Raw genomic sequence first — 17,642 nt, forward strand, 5'->3', positions numbered from 1 at the left:
ACGACCTCGTAGAGCCCGGCCAGGGAAAACGTCTGGCGGGAATCCTCGAGGGCGGCCGCGTAGTCCCGCTCGAAGGCCGGCACCCACGTCGCCGCACGCTTGTCGGCGCGCAGCTGGGCAAGGAGTTCGGCCGGCGCCCCGGGGGCGGGGGCGTGGGCGGCGACGGGTACGTGGTCAGGCTGCGCGCTCATCTGGGCCTCCCGGAGGGTCGTCTCTTCACGGTACGCGTGTACGCGTGGTCTGGGGCGGCATCCGGCTTCCCGGGCCGGCCAGTCCGCGTAGGCGGCGGATCGGCCCCGGCCCGGCCCAGGCCGGGGCTACGTGCTGGTTGAACACCGTAAGGTCGTCCGGTCGCTCAGCCGATGGTGAAGCGCTGGTTCTGGGCGTTCCGGTCGCAGGCGGCCGTACGGTAGTAGCCGTCGTCCTGCTGGTAGAGGCATCGGCTCGTGCCCACGCTCTGGAGCATGACGGCGCTGCCGGCGGCAGGCTGGACGGTGCGCCACTTCTGGTACGAGCCGCCGTTACAGCTCAGGGGATAGACGTCTCCCTGGACGTTGCTGTCGAGGCAGCGTCCCCAGAAGTTGTTCTTGAGCGTGGTGCTGGTGTTGAGGGTGCCGTTCCACTGCCACAGGAGGCTGCCGCGTCCGGTGGTGCAGCGGTCGCTCTTGAGGCCGGTTTCGGAGTTCTCGCGCAGGCATTCACCGTAACGGTAGTTCGCGAAGCGGCTGGTGGCGGTGGCAGCCGAAGCGGGTGTGGAGGTGAGGAGGGGAAGGGCGAGGCCGGCTGCGGCGATCAGGGCGGCGAGGGCCTTCCGGGTGGGACGGTGCACTGGGGATCTCCTCCCGTGGTTTTCAGTGGTACCTCGACAGGGTCCCCGAATGCCACGGCCTCAACCTGAAGAATGGGCAAGCTGGGCAGGCGAATGCGGGTCAGCCTGCCGCGACGAGCCGCAGCGGGTCCGGCCCTCAGGTACGGGCACGCAGTGACGGGCATGTCGATGACGATCCTGCCCGGTCGGGCGCTGACAGGGGCACACGTATCTGCGGGGTGGGCAGCGGCGTCGCGGTTTCTACTGGCCGTAGTGGCGCTCCCGTGCGCCCTCCAGACGGTTGGCGAGCGCGAGTGCAGGGCGGGGCGGGGCGGGGCAACCACCAGGAGGAAACCTATTGACCTGGATACGGGGTGAGATGGCCTGCTTCGTCGCCGGTGCCCGTGGTGGAGAGCCTGTACCCGGTGCCCACGTAGTGCCGGTGGGTCTCGTCGAACGTATGGGAGCACGTGGTCGGGAAGGACACGCAGGGTTCTCCCACGGACCCCATCCATTTCCCCGGAGTGCCGCGACCGGGCCACCCACGTGACCGGGTGGGAACGTTGTCTGTCATGATCCTTCGCGGCGCGGCAGGGGAACGGAAGGAAGTACGAGTATGAGCGAAGCACGCGTGGCACTGGTCACCGGCTCCTCCTCCGGCATCGGCGCGGCCGTGGCCCGGCTGCTGGCCGCCGACGGGGTGCGGGTCGTCGTGAACTCGGCGCGGTCCGTGGACGCGGGCCGTGCGCTGGCCGCCGAGCTGCCCGGCGCCGTGTACGTCCAGGCGGACGTGTCAGACGAGACACAGGCAACCCGCCTGGTAGAGAGGACGATCGAGGAGTTCGGGCGGCTTGACATCCTGGTCAACAACGCCGGGACGACCCGCTTCATCCCGCACGACGACCTGGCGGCGGCCTCCCCCGACGTGTGGCGCGACCTGTTCGACGTCAACGTGATGGGCGTCTGGCACACCATCACAGCCGCCGTCCCCCACCTCAAGGCGAGCGGTTCGGGGTGCGTGGTCAACGTGTCCTCGCAGGCGGGGGTCCGGCCGGGCGGCAGTTCCATCCCGTACGCCGTCTCCAAGGCGGCCGTCAACCACATGACCCGGCTGCTCGCCAAGACCCTCGGCCCCGAGGTGCGGGTGAACGCCGTGGCCCCGGGCCTGATCGACACCCCTTGGTACGACGGCCTGGACCCGGTCGCGGCGGAGGGCGCCAAGAGCCACGTCGCCGGGGTCGTGCCCCTGCGCAGGGTCGGCACCGCCGATGACGTGGCGCGGGCCGTGGTGGACCTCACCACCGCCGCGTACATGACCGGCGAGGTGCTGCTCGTCGACGGCGGCGGCCACTTGCTGGGCTGAGCCGGCACCCGCACCAACCCGGCGCCCGCACCCCCTGAACCGCACCCGGGTCAGGGGGTGCCTCGGATTCGGGGCGCTTCGCGTACACGTGTACGGGGGCGCCGGACACAGGGGCCCCGTGGCTCGGCGCACCTCGGCCCGGCGGCCTCGCGGGCGGCTCTCTGCCGTCTCGTCGTCCCGTTACGACAGGTGACGGGCGAAGAAGGTGCCCACCCGGCGCCGTACCTCAGCGAGTGTCATCGCAGGGTCGCCGGTGCCGACGAGCGTGGCTCGCGCCGTCGCTGTCACGAGACCGGCAGTCTGGAGTCGGGGGACGAGCGAGCCGTAGTCGGTGAACGCCCAGTGGTGCGCGTCGGGGAGGAGCACGCGGCGGCCGGGAAGGCCCGCCCAGGACGACTCGATCCGGGCGGCGCCGTCGAACCCGTCGACGCGAGGTGACGGGCGGCCCCTGAAATTCGAAGGCTGAGACCGTGTAGCGGTGCCCCGGCAGCCGGAGGCTGCCGACCGCCCGGCTGCGACGCCAGCCGGCCTCACGGGGACCAGCCAGAGCGCGTGGGCACGGCCTTCGGCTCAGGGACCGGGTCATGGCGAACAGCCTCGGGGGCGGGCAACTCCTCCTTCCGGAAAACCAGCTGACGCCCCGAGGTGGTGACGGCCGGCTCCCGGTAGGACGGGGAGTCGCTGTCCGCTTCGCCGTCCACCGTTACCGGGGCATCGGCCGCCCGGGTGGGACGCTCACCCACATGTCCCACCACGGTGGGAGGTTCGGTCGGCCAGCCATCGTGCCACTCGCCCCGTTCGCGAGGTGGACGGAGGGGACCGGCCACATTCACGCCAGGATCTCGGCACGACGACGCCCCACACCGACGGCTCTCCCCACCGCCGTTTCCGCCGCCGCCCCGGCCACTCCACGGTCCGCGGCCTGTCGTAGGCTCCGGGGGTTTCCCTCTCCAGCTGCGATCCGCCGTCCGGCCACGCGTCGGGCGGCGGTTCGGCGTCTCCGCACTGAACCGCCTCCACCGGGCCGCCCGGGTTCCTCGTCTCCGAAAGGCACGCACGTCCCTTGTCACATACACGTACACGCACATCCACGCGCACGCACGGGCGCATATCCAGACGATGGGACGTTCTCATCGGGGCGTTCGCCGGGGTCCTCACCCTGCTCGCCGCGGGCGCCGTGAGCGCGCCGCCTGCCGCTGCCAGTGGGGTCGCCCCCTCCAGCGACGCGCTCACCGGTACCGAGCAGGTCCTCTTCCGCTCCGGCACCGGTGGTTACGGGTGCTTCCGCATCCCCACCCTGGTGCGCACCAAGACCGGCGCGCTCCTGGCGTTCGCCGAGGCCCGCGTCTCCCCGTCCTGCGCCGACCGCGGCCCGATCGACACGGTGGTGCGCCGCTCCACCAACGACGGCCGCACCTGGGGCCCCGTACGCGTGGTCCTCTCCGGCGGTGAGAGCGACCCGCACGCCACCGCCACCCGGGGCAACGCCTCCCCCGTCGCCGACCTCACCACCGGCGACGTGTTCCTGCTGTCCACCTCCGAACTCGCCGTCCCCGGGGGCAAGCGCCTGGCCTGGGTGCAGCGCTCCACCGACGACGGGCTCACCTTCGGCACCCCCAAGCCCGTGACTCGCCTCAGCGGCCAGGACAAGGGCTGGTTCGGCACCGGGCCCACTCACGGCATCCAGCTCAAGCGCAACAAGCAGCACCCCGGCCGCCTGGTCGTCGGCGCGTACGAGAGCTCTTACGCCAAGCAGCCGGTCGGCGTGCTCTACAGCGACGACCACGGCGAGAAGTGGTCGGCCAGCAAGCCCGTGACCCAGGACCAGGCAGAGACGCTGAGCCCCGGCGAACCCTCCGTCGCCGAGCTCGCCGACGGCACCCTGTACCTCAACGCCCGCAACAACACCGACCCCGACCACCGCACCCACGCCGTCTCGGCCGACGGGGGCACCTCCTTCCCGGTCCAGAGCAGAGCCGGGCTCACCACGCCGCAGGTGCAGGGCTCGCTCCTGGCCCTGGAGAAGACCTACAACGAGACCCCGGGCGACATCCTCGTGTTCGCCGCGCCGGGGCACCCCACCGACCGCCAGGAGATGCGGCTGCGCTGGTCCACCGACGGGGGCAAGAACTGGAAGGACGCCTCCGGCGGAAAGATCAACGCCCAGCGCGCGGGCTACTCCGACCTCGCCGAACTCACCGAAGGCCAGATCGGCATGGTCTACGAAGGTGGCGCGGGCTTCTCCGCCGCCCAGATCCACTTCAACCGCTTCACCCCCGCGTCGGTCGGCATATCGGGCACGTCCCCCGGCCCGGCCTTCTTCCCGCAGCCCTCGACCCCGGCGGGTCGCACCACTCCCGACGTGGCGCCGGACGCCAACGACGCGTATCTGACGGGTGGTTCGCTCGGCTCCGGCCGCTACGGCCAGGGCCTTGAGCTCGACGCCTCCGACACCACCCCGGACCACGCGAACCTGCCCTACGCCCCGGCCCTCGACCCGGGTGACAAGAACGTCACGTACGCGCTGTACTTCCGCTACTCGGCCACCGCCGCCTCGCCGCAGCAGGCACTGCTCTGGGCCTACGGCCAGGGCGCGGACAAACCGCAGGTGTGGGTGCGCGTACAGCCGGGCCAGGACCGCCTGTTCGCCTGGGTGCAGGGCACGAACGGCACCGCCAGCGTCGCGCTGCCCGACCCCGGTGCGTCGGTCGCATACGGCGACGGCAACTGGCACCACCTGGCCCTGACCCGCGATGGCAAGGAAATCCGCCTCTCCGTGGACGGCGGCGCCCCGGCCACCGCGACCGGAGTGACGGGCGCGCTGGCCGCACCGCGCGCGGACGGCGTCGAGGGCATCCGCCTGGGCGCCAAGCCGGACAGTGGCGCGAGCGACGCCTTCACCGGCGCCCTCGACGAGTTCCGCGTCTACAAGAGCGCGCTCACGGACCCGCAGCTCCAGTCGGTGCGCGGCAACGGCGAACCGGTCCCGGCCGCCGTCCGGCTGCCCTTCCAGGTGGTCGACACGGCCGACGCGCCGACGATGGCCTCGGTACAGATCGAGGACGACGTCTCCGGGAACTGTGCGGACGGCACCCTGCTCGGCAGCACGCCCAAGGAGGTCCCGGGCCGGATCGACAAGGGCGCGGTGGAAGTGTCGGCCGACCGGCCCGGCATCGAGGTGCCCTACCTGCCCGCGCTCGACGTGGGCGCGAAGGACTTCACGTACACCCTCTGGTTCTCCTACAACGCGAGCACCTCCACCCCGGACGCCGCCCTCCTCTGGGCCTACGGCTCCACGACCGGGCAGCCCTCCCTGTGGGTCCGCGCCCAGCCGGGCCGAGACCGGCTCTTCGCCTTCGCCGAGACCCCCGCGGGCAACGTGCAGGTCGCCCTACCCGACCCAGGCTCCTCGGTCGCGTACGGCGACGGCAACTGGCACCTGCTGACGCTGAGCCGCTCCAACGACCGGCTCCAGGTGGCCGTGGACGGCAAGGCACCGGCCGAGGCGGCCGGGCTGACCGGCTCGCTCACCGCGACCAGCCCGGACGGTCTGCGCGTCGGCTCCAAGCCGGGCGGCACCGACGTCCTCACCGGCCGCCTCGACGACGTGCGCCTGTACAAGCGGGCGCTCACGCAGGCGGAGACGGCGAAGGTCGCCGCGTCCGCGCCGGGCTCCGGCGGCGGCTACCCGTCCGACCGGCCGGCCCTGTGGTGGTCGATGGAGTCGGGCAACACCGAGGTCCACACGGTGGCCCGCCCGGCCGCCGGCCCGGCGACCCCGTCGTCCTCGCTCCACTGCGGCCATGGCTACGTGCGCGGCAACCCGGCCCTTACCACCGGCGTCTTCGACCAAGGCCTCGCCTTCGACGGCACGGACGACGGGGTGGAACTCCCGTACGGGTCGCAACAGGCCCTGGGTTCCGGTGACTTCACCCTCTCCACCTGGGTGAAGTACACCGCCACCGCCTCCAGCCCGAACCAGGTCCTGGCCTGGGCCTACGGGGTGGGCGCCGGCGAGCGCCAGCTGTGGCTGCGCGCCCAGCCGGGCCAGGACCGCCTGGTCGCGCTGGTCCAGACGGACACCGCGACGGCCATGGTCGACGCGACCGACGCCAGTGCGGCGGCGGGCTTCGGCGACGGCGCCTGGCACCACGTCACACTGCGCCGCACGGCCAACAGCCTCTCGCTGACCGTGGACGGCAAGGCTCCTGAGGAAACGGCGACCCTGCCGGGATCGCTGACCTACGGGGACGCCTTCGCGGTCTCCGGCTTCACCCTGGGCGCCCGCCCCGACGGCGCGGACCGCTTCAAGGGCGCGCTTGACGAGTTCCGCCTGGTCCGCCGCGCCCTGACCGACCAGGAGGTGGACGCGCTGCGCCTGACGAACGCCCCGACGGGGACGGCCACGACGGTGCAGCTCCCGTTCGAGACGATCACGCCGCAGGGATACGCGCGCATGTAGGGCCGACGCCGAGTCGGCTCGGAGAACGCGGCACCAGGGAGCGGGCGCGGGGAGTCTCACCCCGCGCCCGCTCTCCGTGCTACCGGCCCGCTGTCCCTGCCGGGAGTCGTGGGACAGTCATGGCATGTCCGTCGACATCGCTTATCCCGTCTTCCGTACGTCCGACCGCGCCCTCGCCCTGAGCACCGCGCGCCGCCTGGTGGAGTACGGGCGCCGCGAGTGCTCCGAGGTATCCGTGTACGGCGAGTTCGGTACCGTCGCCGAGGCCCGGCGGGTGGCCGCGAGGTGGCCGGAGGGCTGGTTTCGGGGTCAGCGGCGCACGGGTTCCCGTTCAGGACGGAGCAGCCGGCCGGCCGGATGGGCTGACGGCGCACTCGGGTCCGACCTGCCGGTGGAGCCTGGTGCGTACGAGGGGCAGCTGCCGGTCAGGTTCGATCTGGACGACCTGGCCGTGGGCAGTGTCGAGGAGGCGTTCGTGCGGACCATCGGTACGAATACGGGCATGGTCCACTGGCATTCGCTGGCCTGGCCGGAGGCCATCGAGCTGGGCTTCGACGGCGATGAGAAGCACGCCGAGGTGATGCTTCTGCTCAACACCGGCAGTCGCGAGCTCGACGTGCCGGACGACGGCGACAGGGTCCTGCTCCACCTGCGCAGCACGGTCATCGACGGAGAGCAGACGAGGGAACCGTACGCGCACTGGCTCGCCGCGCAGGCCGGGCTCGGGATCATCGGCCCGGGACAACCGTCCTGAGGCAACCGGCCCCCGGCAGCCGCCCGGAGGCAACCGCCCCGGGGCAGCTGTCCCACGGTACCCGCCCGGAGGCATCCCACCCGGGACAACCGTGCCAGGGCAGAACCCTGTTCGTGTGATCCCGGGGTCGGGATCAGGGTGATCTCGGGGTCGCCCCTCATCCACGGCGTCTCTGCCTGGTCCTCAACGCCACCCTGGGCGCACCCGCTCCGACCGCGCGCCCGTGGGGTTCAGACGGTGTGGCGGTGGAGTGCGGTAAAGAGTGGGTCGATGTCCTCCGCGGTGTGGGGGAAGGCGGTGACGAAGCGGACGACGCCAGGCTCTCAGCGGTCGTGGTAGAAGGCGTGTCCCTCAACGAGGAGCCCTTCGACGACCGGTCTGGCAGGCGGCGGAAGAGGATGGTGGCTTGCGGGACGGCCAAGGGGCAGCTGTCCGGGAGGGCCTTGAGGCCGTCGCCGAGGCGGGTGGTCATGGCGTTGGCCCGGCGGGCGTCGTCCAGCCACAGGCCGTCGGCAAGGTGGGCGTCGAGCTGGGCCGTCTGGAAGCGCATCTGGGAGGTGAGCTGGCCGGCGCGCTTGGTACGGAAGGCGAGTTCGTCGGCGAGCGCGGGGTCGAAGCAGACGATGGCGTCGGCGGTCACTCGCTGTACGGATACCCGGTCAGCCTGCTGCTCCCGGAACGCCTCGCCGGGGAACCGGCGGGCCGCGGAGAACAACCTGCCCGGAGCCCCCGGGACCGGCCGCGCCCACCGCGCGAAACCCGGGGCGGGCTCGGCCGGTCCGGGCACAGAGGGCCGGTCCGGACACCGGGGGCCGGTCCGGACACCCGGTGGGATCAGGAGCCCTGGACGGTGGTCTTCCTGGTCCCGGCGTCGTAGACGAGGCTGCCGCCCTCGAAGTCCTGCACGGAGCCCTTCACGGGGCCGTCCCCGCCGCGGACCTGCGTGAGGCTCGTCATGTCGCCGGTGGGCAACCCCAGGCGACCGGTGGCACCGCCGAGCCGGTCCCACGCTGCAAGGACCGGCGGCAGGACGGCGTGGGTTCCGGTCCCGGGCGAGGTGCAGATCGCTCCGCCGGTGAAGCGCTGGCAGGACCCCTTCGTCCCGGTCCTGGTGGTCACCGGGGTCGCGTCAGTGGTGGGGTAGCCGAGCTTGCCTGCTTCGGCGCCGAGCTGCTTCCACTTGGCGAGGATCCCGCCGCGCAGTACGTGCTGGCCCGACTTCGGCGACCAGTACACGGCGCCACCGGCGAAGGCCTGGGAGCGCCCGCCCGCCTTGGCCGTCGTCTCCGACGCGGTGGCGCAGCCAAGGAGTGCGTCCCGGGTGCGGGCGGTGGCGGCGTGCGGGCCGGGGGCGACGGCGCAGTCGAAGGCGGCGGTGACGGTGTGGTCGGCGTCCATGGTCAGGGGCAGCGGGCTGGTGCGGCCCTTGTTGATGCCGTCCACCTGCCAGCCGGTGAACCGGAAGCCCTTGGCCGGGAGGGCCTTGAGGATCAGGGTCCTGCCCGCGGGCAGGCGGCCGGGAGCCGGGGTGATGCGGCCGGATCCGGTGGGGCCGGTGGTGCGGGTGGTGAGGGTGTAGGAGGCGGCGGTGAAGTGGGCCGTGACGGTGTGGTCGCGGTCCATGGTCAGGCGCAGCGGGTCCTGGGGCGGGGAGTCCTGGCCGTCGATGGTCCAGGAGGCGAGGCGGTAGCCGGGTGCGGGCCGGGCGTCGATGACGGTGGAGGCGCCGTCGGCGTAGGGGCCGGGGTCGGCGGCCTGGACGGTGCCGGTCTTGGGGCCACCGGCGACGGTGAGGTTCAGCCGGCGGTCGGCCTTGGCGAAGCGTGCGCTCACCTGGTGCGGGCCGGAGACGGTGAAGTCCAGTTCGGGGTCGGTGCCGGCCTGGCGGCCGTCGAGGTCGAACTCGACGAACCGGTAGCCGGGCGCGGGTTTCGCGTGCGCGGTGACCCTGGCGCCCTGGGTGTAGCCGCGGCCGGGGGCGGGGGTCAGGGTGACGGTGCCGCCGGAGGGCGGCACCGTCGTGGTCGTGACCGGGTAGGTGACCGGCGCGGCGGTGGTCTTGGTGAACGTCGCGCTCAGGGCGTGCGGGGCGTCCATCAGTACGGCGCGCGGGTTGACCGCCCCGGCGTCCTTGCCGTCGAGCTTCCAGCCGGTGAAGGCGTACCCCGGCTTGGGCGTGGCGGTCACGGTGACCTTGCTGCCCGCCTCGTACGGGCCCGGCTCCCCCGCCTCGACGGTGCCGCCCTGGGCCGGGCTGCCCGTCAGGGTCAGGGCGTGGGTGATGACGGTCGGGGTGGGCGGGGTGCGGTACTGGGCCACGACGGGGAAGGTCTGGCGCAGAACGCGGGCGTTGTCGTGCTCGGCGTTGCCCAGCGTCTCGCCCGACTCCGCAGCGGCCGTGGGGCTGGAGTAGAGCTGGGTGGTGGCGCAGGAGTAGGCCGGGGAGCAGGCCGATCCGTAGGCCATGATCGAGTGGTGCTTCTGGGAGGGCACGACCCAGCCCCGGTTGTAGGGGTAGTGCGGGTTCTTCTTCCACGCGGGGTTGCCGCGTTCGAGGGTGAGGTCGTCGTGCCACAGCGAGAGGTTGTGGCCGAGCTCGTGGGCCATGGTGCTGTTGGGCAGGTCGACGGCGTCGACGGCGGAGAAGTACGCGTACTCGGCGGAGGCCTCGTACAGGCCGCCGTCCGCCTCCCTCGTGGGTTTCAGGGTCGGGCGGGTGGGGGTGTTGGCGATGCCGGCGGTGTACTCCTGGCCCACGGTCTTGGGCACGTCGGAGATGACCGAGACCAAGTCGGTGTGGTGGGTCTCCCGGGCCTTGCGGGCCTGGGCACCGAGGGGTGTCTTGTCGTCCAGGACCGCGTTGAGGACTTCTTCGGAGTCCTCGCTGCCGGTGTAATCGGCCTTGAAGAACCAGCCGAACCTCACCTGGCCGTCGACCCCGGCGGCCTGCAGGGAGTCGTTCATCCGCTGCTCGGCCAGGGCCGTCTGGTTCTTCAGGCCCTGCAGCCCGCCGAGCTTGGCAGCGGCCTTGTCGGTGTAGCCGACCGCCACGTCGATCACCGCAGGGCCCGTGGCCGGCGCGGAACGCGCGCGGCGCGCGCGGGTGCCGGTGTAGGGCCGGGGGTCGGAGGGGCCGTCGCTGGCCTTGACGGGCAGCGCCCGTACGTCGATCTCCCGCACCGTGCTCACCCCGTCGCCGCTGGGGGTGATCTCGTACAGCAGAGCTCTCTGCTGGATGCTGCCCGACACCAGCAGCGGACCGCCCGAACACGCCCCGCTCACCGTCAGATACGCCGGTGCGTCCGGCTGGTCGGCCAGGTGGCCGTCGATCAGGATCTGGTCCCCCGGCCGGTACGAGACGCTCTCGGCGTCGAAGGCGAACTGAACGTCCTCGAACAACGGCAGCTCGACGGTGAACACCCCCGTCGCCCGCTGGTCGCACACCGCCGCCACGTCGCCCGGACGCGTGATGAGTGTCGCTTCCCGCAGCACCCACGGCTGTCCGGCCACCACGCCCCGCGCGCCCTCCTGCACCGTGCGGGGAGCGGGCGCGGCGAGGGACGACTCCCCCGCACCCAGCACCACCGCGCACGCCACGACCAGCGCGCAGCCCGGCCACAGTCTTCTGTTCACCCTGTTCCTCTCAACAGATCCCGGTTCGACCCGCCCAGAAGAACCCCGCGCTCTCTCTGCCCAGCCGCACAACACGGGCGTACGTGACAAATCGCTCATCTGCCCTGTCAGGATGGCGCTACCGTCCCATCGGGCCCATAGTCGTCATCCCTGACGGGGTCCGTGCGCCAGTCCCGGGCGGCGGTCTCGCTCGGAGGACACGCACGGAACGCTCGGTCCGCCGAGAAGCCTCGGCGCCCTGGACTCAGGGGGTCACGCGGCTGCGCGCCGGCCGGGCGGGCGGCGGCGCAGGTGCGCGTCGGCGAGGGCGCTGGGGGTGTAGCCCATGTCGAGTCGGCCCACTCCGGTGCCCGGCGGGACGACGGTGTCGATCTGGTCCAGCAGGTCGTCGCTCAGGTGCACTTCGGCTCCGGCGAGGAGGTCGTCGAGCTGTTCCACGGTGCGCGGGCCGAGGATGGCCGCGGTGACGCCGGGGTGGGCGACGGCGAAGGCCATGGCCATGTGGGTCAGCGAGAGGCCGGCCCGCTCGGCGATGGGGACGAGCTGTTCGACCGCGTCGATGCGGCGCTCGTCGGCGAGGTGGCCGAACCACTGCCCACCGCGGTTCAGCGTCGAGGGCCGTCCCTTGCGCACCCGGCCGGTCAGCAGGCCCTGGGCGAGCGGGCTCCACACGATGGTGCCCATGCCGTACCGCTGCGTGGTGGGAAGGAGTTCGCGCTCGATCTCGCGGTTGAGGATCGAGTAGTGGGGCTGTTCGCAGCGGAACCGCTCGAGGCCCTTGCGCTCGGATGTCCACTGGGCCTCGACGATGCCGGAGGCGGGCTGCTTGGAGGTGCCGATGGCGCGCACCTTGCCGGCCCGTACGAGGTCGGTGAGGGCGGCGAGGGTCTCCTCCATGTCGGTGGTGTCGTCCGGGTAGTGGTACTGGTACAGGTCGATGTGGTCGGTGCCCAGGCGGCGCAGTGAGTTCTCGACGGCGGTGGTGATCCAGCGGCGGGAGCCGCCGCCCCGGTTGGGGCCCTGGCCCATGGGGTTGGAGAACTTGGTGGCCAGGACCACGTCGTCGCGCCGCCCGGCGATGGCCTTGCCGACGATCTCCTCCGACTCACCGAGCGAGTACACGTCAGCGGTGTCGATCAGGTTCATCCCGGCGTCGAGGGCCCGGTGGATCATCTGCGTCACGGCGTCGTGGTCGTTGTTGGCCAGCGCGCCGAAGTTCATCGCCCCGAGTGCGTAGGGGCTGACCTTGATGCCGGAGCGGCCGAGGCTGCGGTACTGCACGAGGACTCCCATCCACCAGAAACGGAGAATCTCTCCGCTTCCTTGCCGCTACTATACGGAGGGCTTCTCCGATTATGCGAAGTCAAGCGGAGAAGCCCTCCGTATAGACACGAGGGATGGGAAGTGCGCAGTTGAGCGACCAACGACCCCTGCGCGCGGACGCGCGCCGCAACCACGAACACATCCTCGCCACCGCACGCGCGGCCTTCGCCGAGCTGGGCCCGGACGTCTCGCTGAACGTCATCGCACAGCGCGCCGGCGTCGGGGCGGGCACCCTGTACCGCCGCTTCCCCAGCCGGGAAGTGCTCATCGAGGCCGTCTACCGCGACGACCTCAGCCGCCTGACCGACCAGGCCGTCGAACTCGCCGACCGCCTGCCCGCGCAAGAAGCCCTCGAACGCTGGATCCGCGACGTCCTCGTCCCCGCCCAGCACCAGCCCGGCCTCGCCGCCACGCTCCACACCGCCCTCACCACGGCACCCGAGGTCTTCCTGGAGAGCAAGAGGCGGTTCAGCGAAGCCGCGGACCGGCTCGTCACAGCGGCTCAAGCGAACGGCACCCTCCGTCAGGACATCGAAACCGGTGACGTACTGCGCCTGGCGGCGGGCATCGCCATGGCCTCCGCCGACACCCCCGACGCCTGCCACCGGATGCTGACCGTCATGTTCGACGGCCTGCGCACCACCTGACAGCCGCGTGCCCCATGTAGACACCTGCGGCTCGCGGCCAGAAAGGCTGACGCCGCTGGACCCAGGCCAGGCAGGCGTACGTCCCGAACCCCTTTGCGACAGTGCGGTCTTGTGGCACTCGCGCCGCAGGTGGCAGGCGGGCCCGGCGCTCCGGACATGAGCACGGCGGCGGGCAGCCGGCTCGCGCGCCGATCATGTGGTGGTCGGGCTGGCTAGGGTGATCGCGATCGGTCGGACCAGCGGGCCGGCAGTGCGTACGGGGGCGTGGAAGGCCGTCGTGACGGCGCGCCCCCTCCTGGTCATCGGGCCGAGTGAGTCCCGTGGGGCGGGTTGTCGGGCCGCCGGTACCCGAGAGGTTGATCTCCATGAAGCCGGTCGCACTGGTCACTGGCCTGTCCGGGGTGGTCGGAGCCACGGCGGCCCCCTTGCTGGCCTCGTCGTTCGAGGTCGTGGCCCTCATCGGTCGCCGCACCCTGGACGCGGGCTGTGAGCAGGTGCCCGTCGATCTGCGGGCGCCGCGGCTCGGCCTTGACGCGCGGACCTTCTCCCTGCTGGCGGAGCGTGCCGATGTGGTCGTACACATGGCGGGCAACGTCAACTACGCGGCGACCCCGGAGGAGTTGCACGCGGTCAACGTCGGCGGTGCGGGCGAGATGACGGCGCTGGCCGAGGCGGCCGGGTGCCCTCTGGTCTTCGTTTCGACGGCGTTCGCCGAGCGGTACCGGCAGGCTTCCCGTGAGGCGGAAGTGGGTTCGCTGACCCATGCCAGGCCGTCCGCGTACCACCGTTCGAAAGCGGAGGCCGACGCGCGGGTCCGGGCCTGTGCGCAGCCGTGGTCGATCGTGCGTCCGTCGATCGTCATGGGGGATTCGGGCGACGGTTCGATGCCGCAGCCGCAGAACGTGCACCGGATGGTGTCGCTGCTGGCCGGCGGCCCGGCGGCGATGTTCGGACATCCGGACCACCGCGTCGACATGGTCCCCCGCGACTACGTGGCCCGCACCGTCCACCGCCTCGCCCTGGACGCCGTCGACGGCCGCCCGCTGCCGCGTGAGTTCTGGGCGACGGCCGGGCCCGCCGCGCTGACGATGCGCCAGTGGTCGGAGGCCATCGGGCAGTTCCTCGCCCGGGCAGGCCGGCCCGTCCCGAAGCCGGAGCAGCTGGACCCCTTCACCGTACGGGTGTCCGACTACCCCGGATGGGAGCAGCTGTCGCGCGGGATGCGGCGCGGGATGGCCACGCTGTACGTGAGTACCCTCGCCCTCGCAGCGGAGCCGTTCCCCACCTCCTTCACCCACGCGGACCGGTCGCCGGAACGCCTGGGGGACGACCACGCGCTCGCGCGTTCCTTGTTCGACAACGACCTTGCCTGGCTCCTACGGGAATCCCGCGCCACGTGGGCAGTACGGCCCGTCGGGTAGGAGGCGTCCGTCCCGCGCGATGTCGCGTCACACCCCGGCACCGATCCTCCCTCGCACCACGGACGTCCAGGAGACTGTGTGAGCATCACCTTCGTCGTAGGAACCGGGCGCTGCGGCTCGACCATGCTCTCCCGCGCGCTGCACTCCCATCCCGACATCCTGAGCGTGAACGAGTTCTTCACGTCGCTGGCGGCCAAGGGCGACGCCGCGTTCCAGGACGTCGCGCTCGACGGGCAGCGGTTCTGGGCGCTGCTGAGCGGCCCGGCCCGCCCGTTCGACGCGATCGCCGCCTCCGCCTTCCGCACCCCGGAGATGCTCTACCCCTACGAACAGGGCCGGTTCCGTCCCGGCACCGGTGTACCGGCCATCGCGCACATGACCCTGCCCGCCCTGACGGCCGATCCCGACGCCCTCTACGACGACCTCGCGGACGCGATCCCGACCTGGCCCGTCCGTCCGGTCGCCGACCACTACCGCGCGTTCTTCGCCGACCTCGCGCAGCGGCTGGGTCGCACCGTGGTCGTCGAACGCTCCGGCGCCTCGCTCGCCTTCCTCCCGGCCCTGCGCGTCCTCTTCCCGGAAGCCCGCTTCGTCCACCTGAGCCGTTCCGGACCCGACTGCGCCCTGTCCATGAGCCGCCACGCCGCCTTCCGCATCCTGCTGCTGCGCACCGAGGCGATGAACCTGCTGGGGCTGGCCTCCCCCTTCGACATCGGCCCGGAGCACGCTGCGCAACTTCCCGACCATCTCGCCCACTTGGCCGGCGAGGTGGACTGCGATCTCGTGATGCGGACACCGATCCCCCTGGCGGCGTTCGGCGGGCTCTGGTCCCACCTCATGACCCAGGGCGTGGAGGAATTCCTGCGACTGCCGCCCGAACGCCGGATGGCACTCGCCTACGAGGACATCCTCGACGACCCCGCCCACCACCTCGGCCGCCTGGCCGACTTCACCGGGACCACGGCCCACCCGGCATGGCTGCGAGAGGCTGCGGCCACAGTCGTCCCGCCCCAACGCCCCCCGGTCACCGACCCCGACACCCTCGCCGCCTGTGCCCCGGGAGAGCACGCCTTGCAGCGCCAGAACTCCCGGACGGCACAGTGACCGACGGCCCCGTCGGCCTGGAGGCGTACCCAGTGCGCGCCCGACCGTCACGCCAGTGAGCCTGGGCCGCCGTACGCCTCCGGGTACGGAGGTCGGCCGGGTCAGTGCACGGGGATGGACCCGAGTGCATCCGGGACCGCCGTGCGACGGCTCTCGGCCTGTTGCGCGGCGGTCAGCGGTGAGGGTTCCTCGCGGGTCGAGGGCACGCGGTGGATGAGGTCCGTGACGACGTGGGTGTCGACGTAGGCCTGCACCTCGACGATCTTGTCCTCGTCGAAGCGGCAGAGCCACACGTAGAACGGATCGTAGGCGTTGCCGTCATTGGCGGACGCGACGCCCTGCATGATGACGATGGTCTGTTCGGCGGTCCCGTACATGGCCTTGAGGTCGAAGCTGAGGCCCCCGGATCGGGCACGGACCTGTTCGAGGGTCCCGTCGAGGAATTCACGCTTGTTCTGGTAGTGACCGGCCAGCGGGTGTCGACCGACCATCGTCCATTTCACGCTGTCGGAAACGAAATCGCTGAAGAACTTGTCGACGGTTGACAGGTCCCCCAACAGTTCGAAGATCTGTCGACGGTCCTCACAGGTTCCAGGCTGCTGATTCATGCGGCTCCTTTTCTTCCGTGCAGGTTCTTCCGTGCAGGTTCTTGCGACGGGTTGTTTCGTACGGCCCGTTCCGTACGGGTGCAGGACTTCAGGGTTTCCGCTTTCCGTGGCCTCATACTGCACGTTCCTGATCCGGGCGTGAACGCGTTGAACAGGCGCGTGCAGCGGTTGCGTTCAACGCGTTCACGCCCGAGAGCTGCTGCGCCCCGTGTCGAATCGCGGCTTCGGCGCAGACGACTTGGCATGGGGAAAAACACTGAGACGGATTTGCACGAGCGCCATCGACGGGTCATGGCGACGTGGTCGCCGCTGTTCTACAGCGACCCTCTGGAGGTGGTCTCCGCGCGCGGCTGCGAGGTTCTCGGTGGGGACGGTCACACGTATCTGGACTTCTACGGCGGCGTTGCCGTGAACCTTCTCGGTTACGGTGACGAGCAGTTGGAGGCAGCGTTACGGGAACAGCTGTCGAGCGGTGTGACGCACTGCTCGACCTTCTACCTCCACCGGAAGCCGGTGGAGCTGGCGGAGCTGATTGCCGAGCGGTCGGGGATCGAGGACCCCGCCGTGTTCTTCACGTGTTCCGGCTCGGAGGCGGTGGAGGCGGCGTTGCTGGCCGCGCGGGAGTACCGGGCGGCGGAGCGCGTCGTCGCGCTGGAGGGTTCGTACCACGGGCGGACGCTGGGCGCGCTGTCCGCGACCGGGCAACGGGGTTGGCACGGTCGGGTGGACGATCCGCTGCCGGTCTCGTTCCTGGCGGAGGGCCAGGACGTGTCCGAGGTGGTCGGTGCGGATGTCGCCGCCCTGATCGCCGAGCCGGTGCAGGGGGTGGCCGGCGCGGTGCCACTGGCGCCCGGCCGGCTCCGGGAGTGCCAGGAGGTGCTCGCCTCGGCGGGCGTGCCGTTGATCGTGGACGAGGTGCAGACCGGGTGGGGGCGCACCGGTCGGTGGTGGGGGTACCAGTGGCACGGGGTCCGTCCTGATCTGATCGTCTTCGCGAAGGGGCTCGGCGGGGGCCTGACCATCGGCGGTGTGGTGGGGCGCAGGGCGGTTCTGGACGCGTTGCCGATGCCGTCGGTCTCGACGTTCGGTGGAGGTCCGTTGAGCGCGGCGGCCGCGCTGTGCGTGGTGCGTGCGATCGAGAGCCGGGGGCTGGTGCGGCGGGCGGACCGGCTGGGCCGCCTGATCGTGCGCACTGTCCTGCGCGGTGGCGGTGGGCGCATCGGAGTCCGTGGGCAAGGGCTCCTGCTCGGGGTCGCCTGCCATGACGAAGCCGGGCTTCCTGACGCGCCGTTCGCCACCGCCGTGCACGAGGAGTGCCGTGAGCGGGGGCTGCTGGTGGGGCTGGGAGGCACGCACGGCAACTGCTTGCGGTTGATGCCGCCCCTCACGCTGAGCGAGGAGGAGGCCCGGCGCGGTGCCGAGGTGGTCGCCGCGTCGGTCGCGGCAGTGGGCTGAGCTGCGGTTTCCGTACACCAATCACGACACCCGTACATGACGACACCCGTACATGACGGCATCC

General features: G+C 71.5%; 13 protein-coding genes. 7 read left to right on the top strand and 6 right to left on the bottom strand.

Annotation, left to right across the window (positions count from 1 at the left end; all coding sequences use genetic code 11):
• Together ABT160_RS37595 and ABT160_RS37600 are read right to left on the bottom strand one after the other, a co-directional pair.
• Window positions 1-191 (bottom strand): DUF6247 family protein (locus tag ABT160_RS37595; protein WP_351652740.1); only part of this gene is annotated, 191 nt, incomplete at its 3' end.
• 164 nt (window positions 192-355) lie between these two features.
• Complete coding sequence (locus ABT160_RS37600; protein WP_351652742.1) at window positions 356-829, bottom strand: RICIN domain-containing protein; 474 nt, start codon at window positions 827-829, stop codon at window positions 356-358.
• A 595-nt stretch (window positions 830-1,424) separates the two neighbouring features.
• On the opposite strand from ABT160_RS37600, the gene ABT160_RS37605 reads away from it, so the two are divergent.
• The 3 genes from ABT160_RS37605 to ABT160_RS37615 all read left to right on the top strand — a co-directional run bounded on the left by ABT160_RS37605 (window position 1,425) and on the right by ABT160_RS37615 (window position 7,387).
• Window positions 1,425-2,171: an SDR family NAD(P)-dependent oxidoreductase gene (locus tag ABT160_RS37605; RefSeq protein ID WP_351652743.1), complete on the top strand. Its 747-nt coding sequence runs from the start codon at window positions 1,425-1,427 to the stop codon at window positions 2,169-2,171.
• 1,177 nt (window positions 2,172-3,348) lie between these two features.
• The gene (locus ABT160_RS37610; RefSeq protein ID WP_351652745.1) at window positions 3,349-6,633 is read left to right on the top strand and encodes a LamG-like jellyroll fold domain-containing protein; all 3,285 of its coding nucleotides are present in this window, start codon (window positions 3,349-3,351) and stop codon (window positions 6,631-6,633) included.
• Window positions 6,634-6,757: 124 nt separating this feature from the next.
• Window positions 6,758-7,387, top strand: a complete 630-nt coding sequence (locus ABT160_RS37615) for a hypothetical protein (RefSeq protein ID WP_351652747.1) — start codon at window positions 6,758-6,760, stop codon at window positions 7,385-7,387.
• A gap of 157 nt (window positions 7,388-7,544) precedes the next feature.
• Here the strand turns inward: ABT160_RS37615 and ABT160_RS37620 are convergent, their stop codons facing one another.
• The 3 genes from ABT160_RS37620 to ABT160_RS37630 all read right to left on the bottom strand — a co-directional run bounded on the left by ABT160_RS37620 (window position 7,545) and on the right by ABT160_RS37630 (window position 12,301).
• Window positions 7,545-8,027: a PLP-dependent aminotransferase family protein gene (locus ABT160_RS37620; protein WP_351652749.1), complete on the bottom strand. Its 483-nt coding sequence runs from the start codon at window positions 8,025-8,027 to the stop codon at window positions 7,545-7,547.
• A 194-nt stretch (window positions 8,028-8,221) separates the two neighbouring features.
• Complete coding sequence (locus ABT160_RS37625; RefSeq protein WP_351652751.1) at window positions 8,222-11,020, bottom strand: InlB B-repeat-containing protein; 2,799 nt, start codon at window positions 11,018-11,020, stop codon at window positions 8,222-8,224.
• Window positions 11,021-11,272: 252 nt separating this feature from the next.
• A complete protein-coding gene (locus tag ABT160_RS37630; RefSeq protein ID WP_351652753.1) occupies window positions 11,273-12,301 on the bottom strand; it encodes an aldo/keto reductase in 1,029 nt (342 codons plus the stop codon).
• A 131-nt stretch (window positions 12,302-12,432) separates the two neighbouring features.
• Here ABT160_RS37630 and ABT160_RS37635 point away from each other — a divergent pair, with 131 nt between their 5' ends.
• The 3 genes from ABT160_RS37635 (at window position 12,433) to ABT160_RS37645 (ending at window position 15,515) form a co-directional block, all read left to right on the top strand.
• Window positions 12,433-12,990 carry a TetR/AcrR family transcriptional regulator gene (locus ABT160_RS37635; protein ID WP_351652755.1) on the top strand — a complete coding sequence of 186 codons (558 nt, stop codon included), beginning with the start codon at window positions 12,433-12,435 and terminating at the stop codon, window positions 12,988-12,990.
• Window positions 12,991-13,355: 365 nt separating this feature from the next.
• Window positions 13,356-14,411, top strand: a complete 1,056-nt coding sequence (locus ABT160_RS37640) for an SDR family oxidoreductase (protein WP_351652757.1) — start codon at window positions 13,356-13,358, stop codon at window positions 14,409-14,411.
• Window positions 14,412-14,489: 78 nt separating this feature from the next.
• On the top strand, window positions 14,490-15,515 hold the full coding sequence (locus tag ABT160_RS37645) for a sulfotransferase (protein ID WP_351652759.1): 1,026 nt from the start codon (window positions 14,490-14,492) through the stop codon (window positions 15,513-15,515).
• Between the two features lie 101 nt (window positions 15,516-15,616).
• Here ABT160_RS37645 and ABT160_RS37650 read toward each other — a convergent pair whose 3' ends face one another.
• Window positions 15,617-16,123 (bottom strand): nuclear transport factor 2 family protein, encoded by a 507-nt coding sequence (locus tag ABT160_RS37650; protein ID WP_351652760.1) that lies wholly within the window; start codon window positions 16,121-16,123, stop codon window positions 15,617-15,619.
• Between the two features lie 291 nt (window positions 16,124-16,414).
• On the opposite strand from ABT160_RS37650, the gene ABT160_RS37655 reads away from it, so the two are divergent.
• Window positions 16,415-17,578 carry an aminotransferase class III-fold pyridoxal phosphate-dependent enzyme gene (locus ABT160_RS37655; RefSeq protein WP_351652762.1) on the top strand — a complete coding sequence of 388 codons (1,164 nt, stop codon included), beginning with the start codon at window positions 16,415-16,417 and terminating at the stop codon, window positions 17,576-17,578.
• Window positions 17,579-17,642 lie beyond the last annotated feature (64 nt).

The organism is Streptomyces sp. NPDC001941 (assembly GCF_040296945.1).
Lineage (GTDB): Bacteria > Actinomycetota > Actinomycetes > Streptomycetales > Streptomycetaceae > Streptomyces.

Excerpts from the sequence above, each read along its gene's own strand:
- ABT160_RS37605 (WP_351652743.1), top strand. The coding sequence starts at position 1,425 with ATGAGCGAAGCACGCGTGGCACTGGTCACCGGCTCCTCCTCCGGCATC.
- ABT160_RS37615 (WP_351652747.1), top strand. The coding sequence starts at position 6,758 with ATGTCCGTCGACATCGCTTATCCCGTCTTCCGTACGTCCGACCGCGCC.
- ABT160_RS37640 (WP_351652757.1), top strand. The coding sequence starts at position 13,356 with ATGAAGCCGGTCGCACTGGTCACTGGCCTGTCCGGGGTGGTCGGAGCC.
- ABT160_RS37650 (WP_351652760.1), bottom strand. The coding sequence starts at position 16,123 with ATGAATCAGCAGCCTGGAACCTGTGAGGACCGTCGACAGATCTTCGAA.
- ABT160_RS37655 (WP_351652762.1), top strand. The coding sequence starts at position 16,415 with ATGGCGACGTGGTCGCCGCTGTTCTACAGCGACCCTCTGGAGGTGGTC.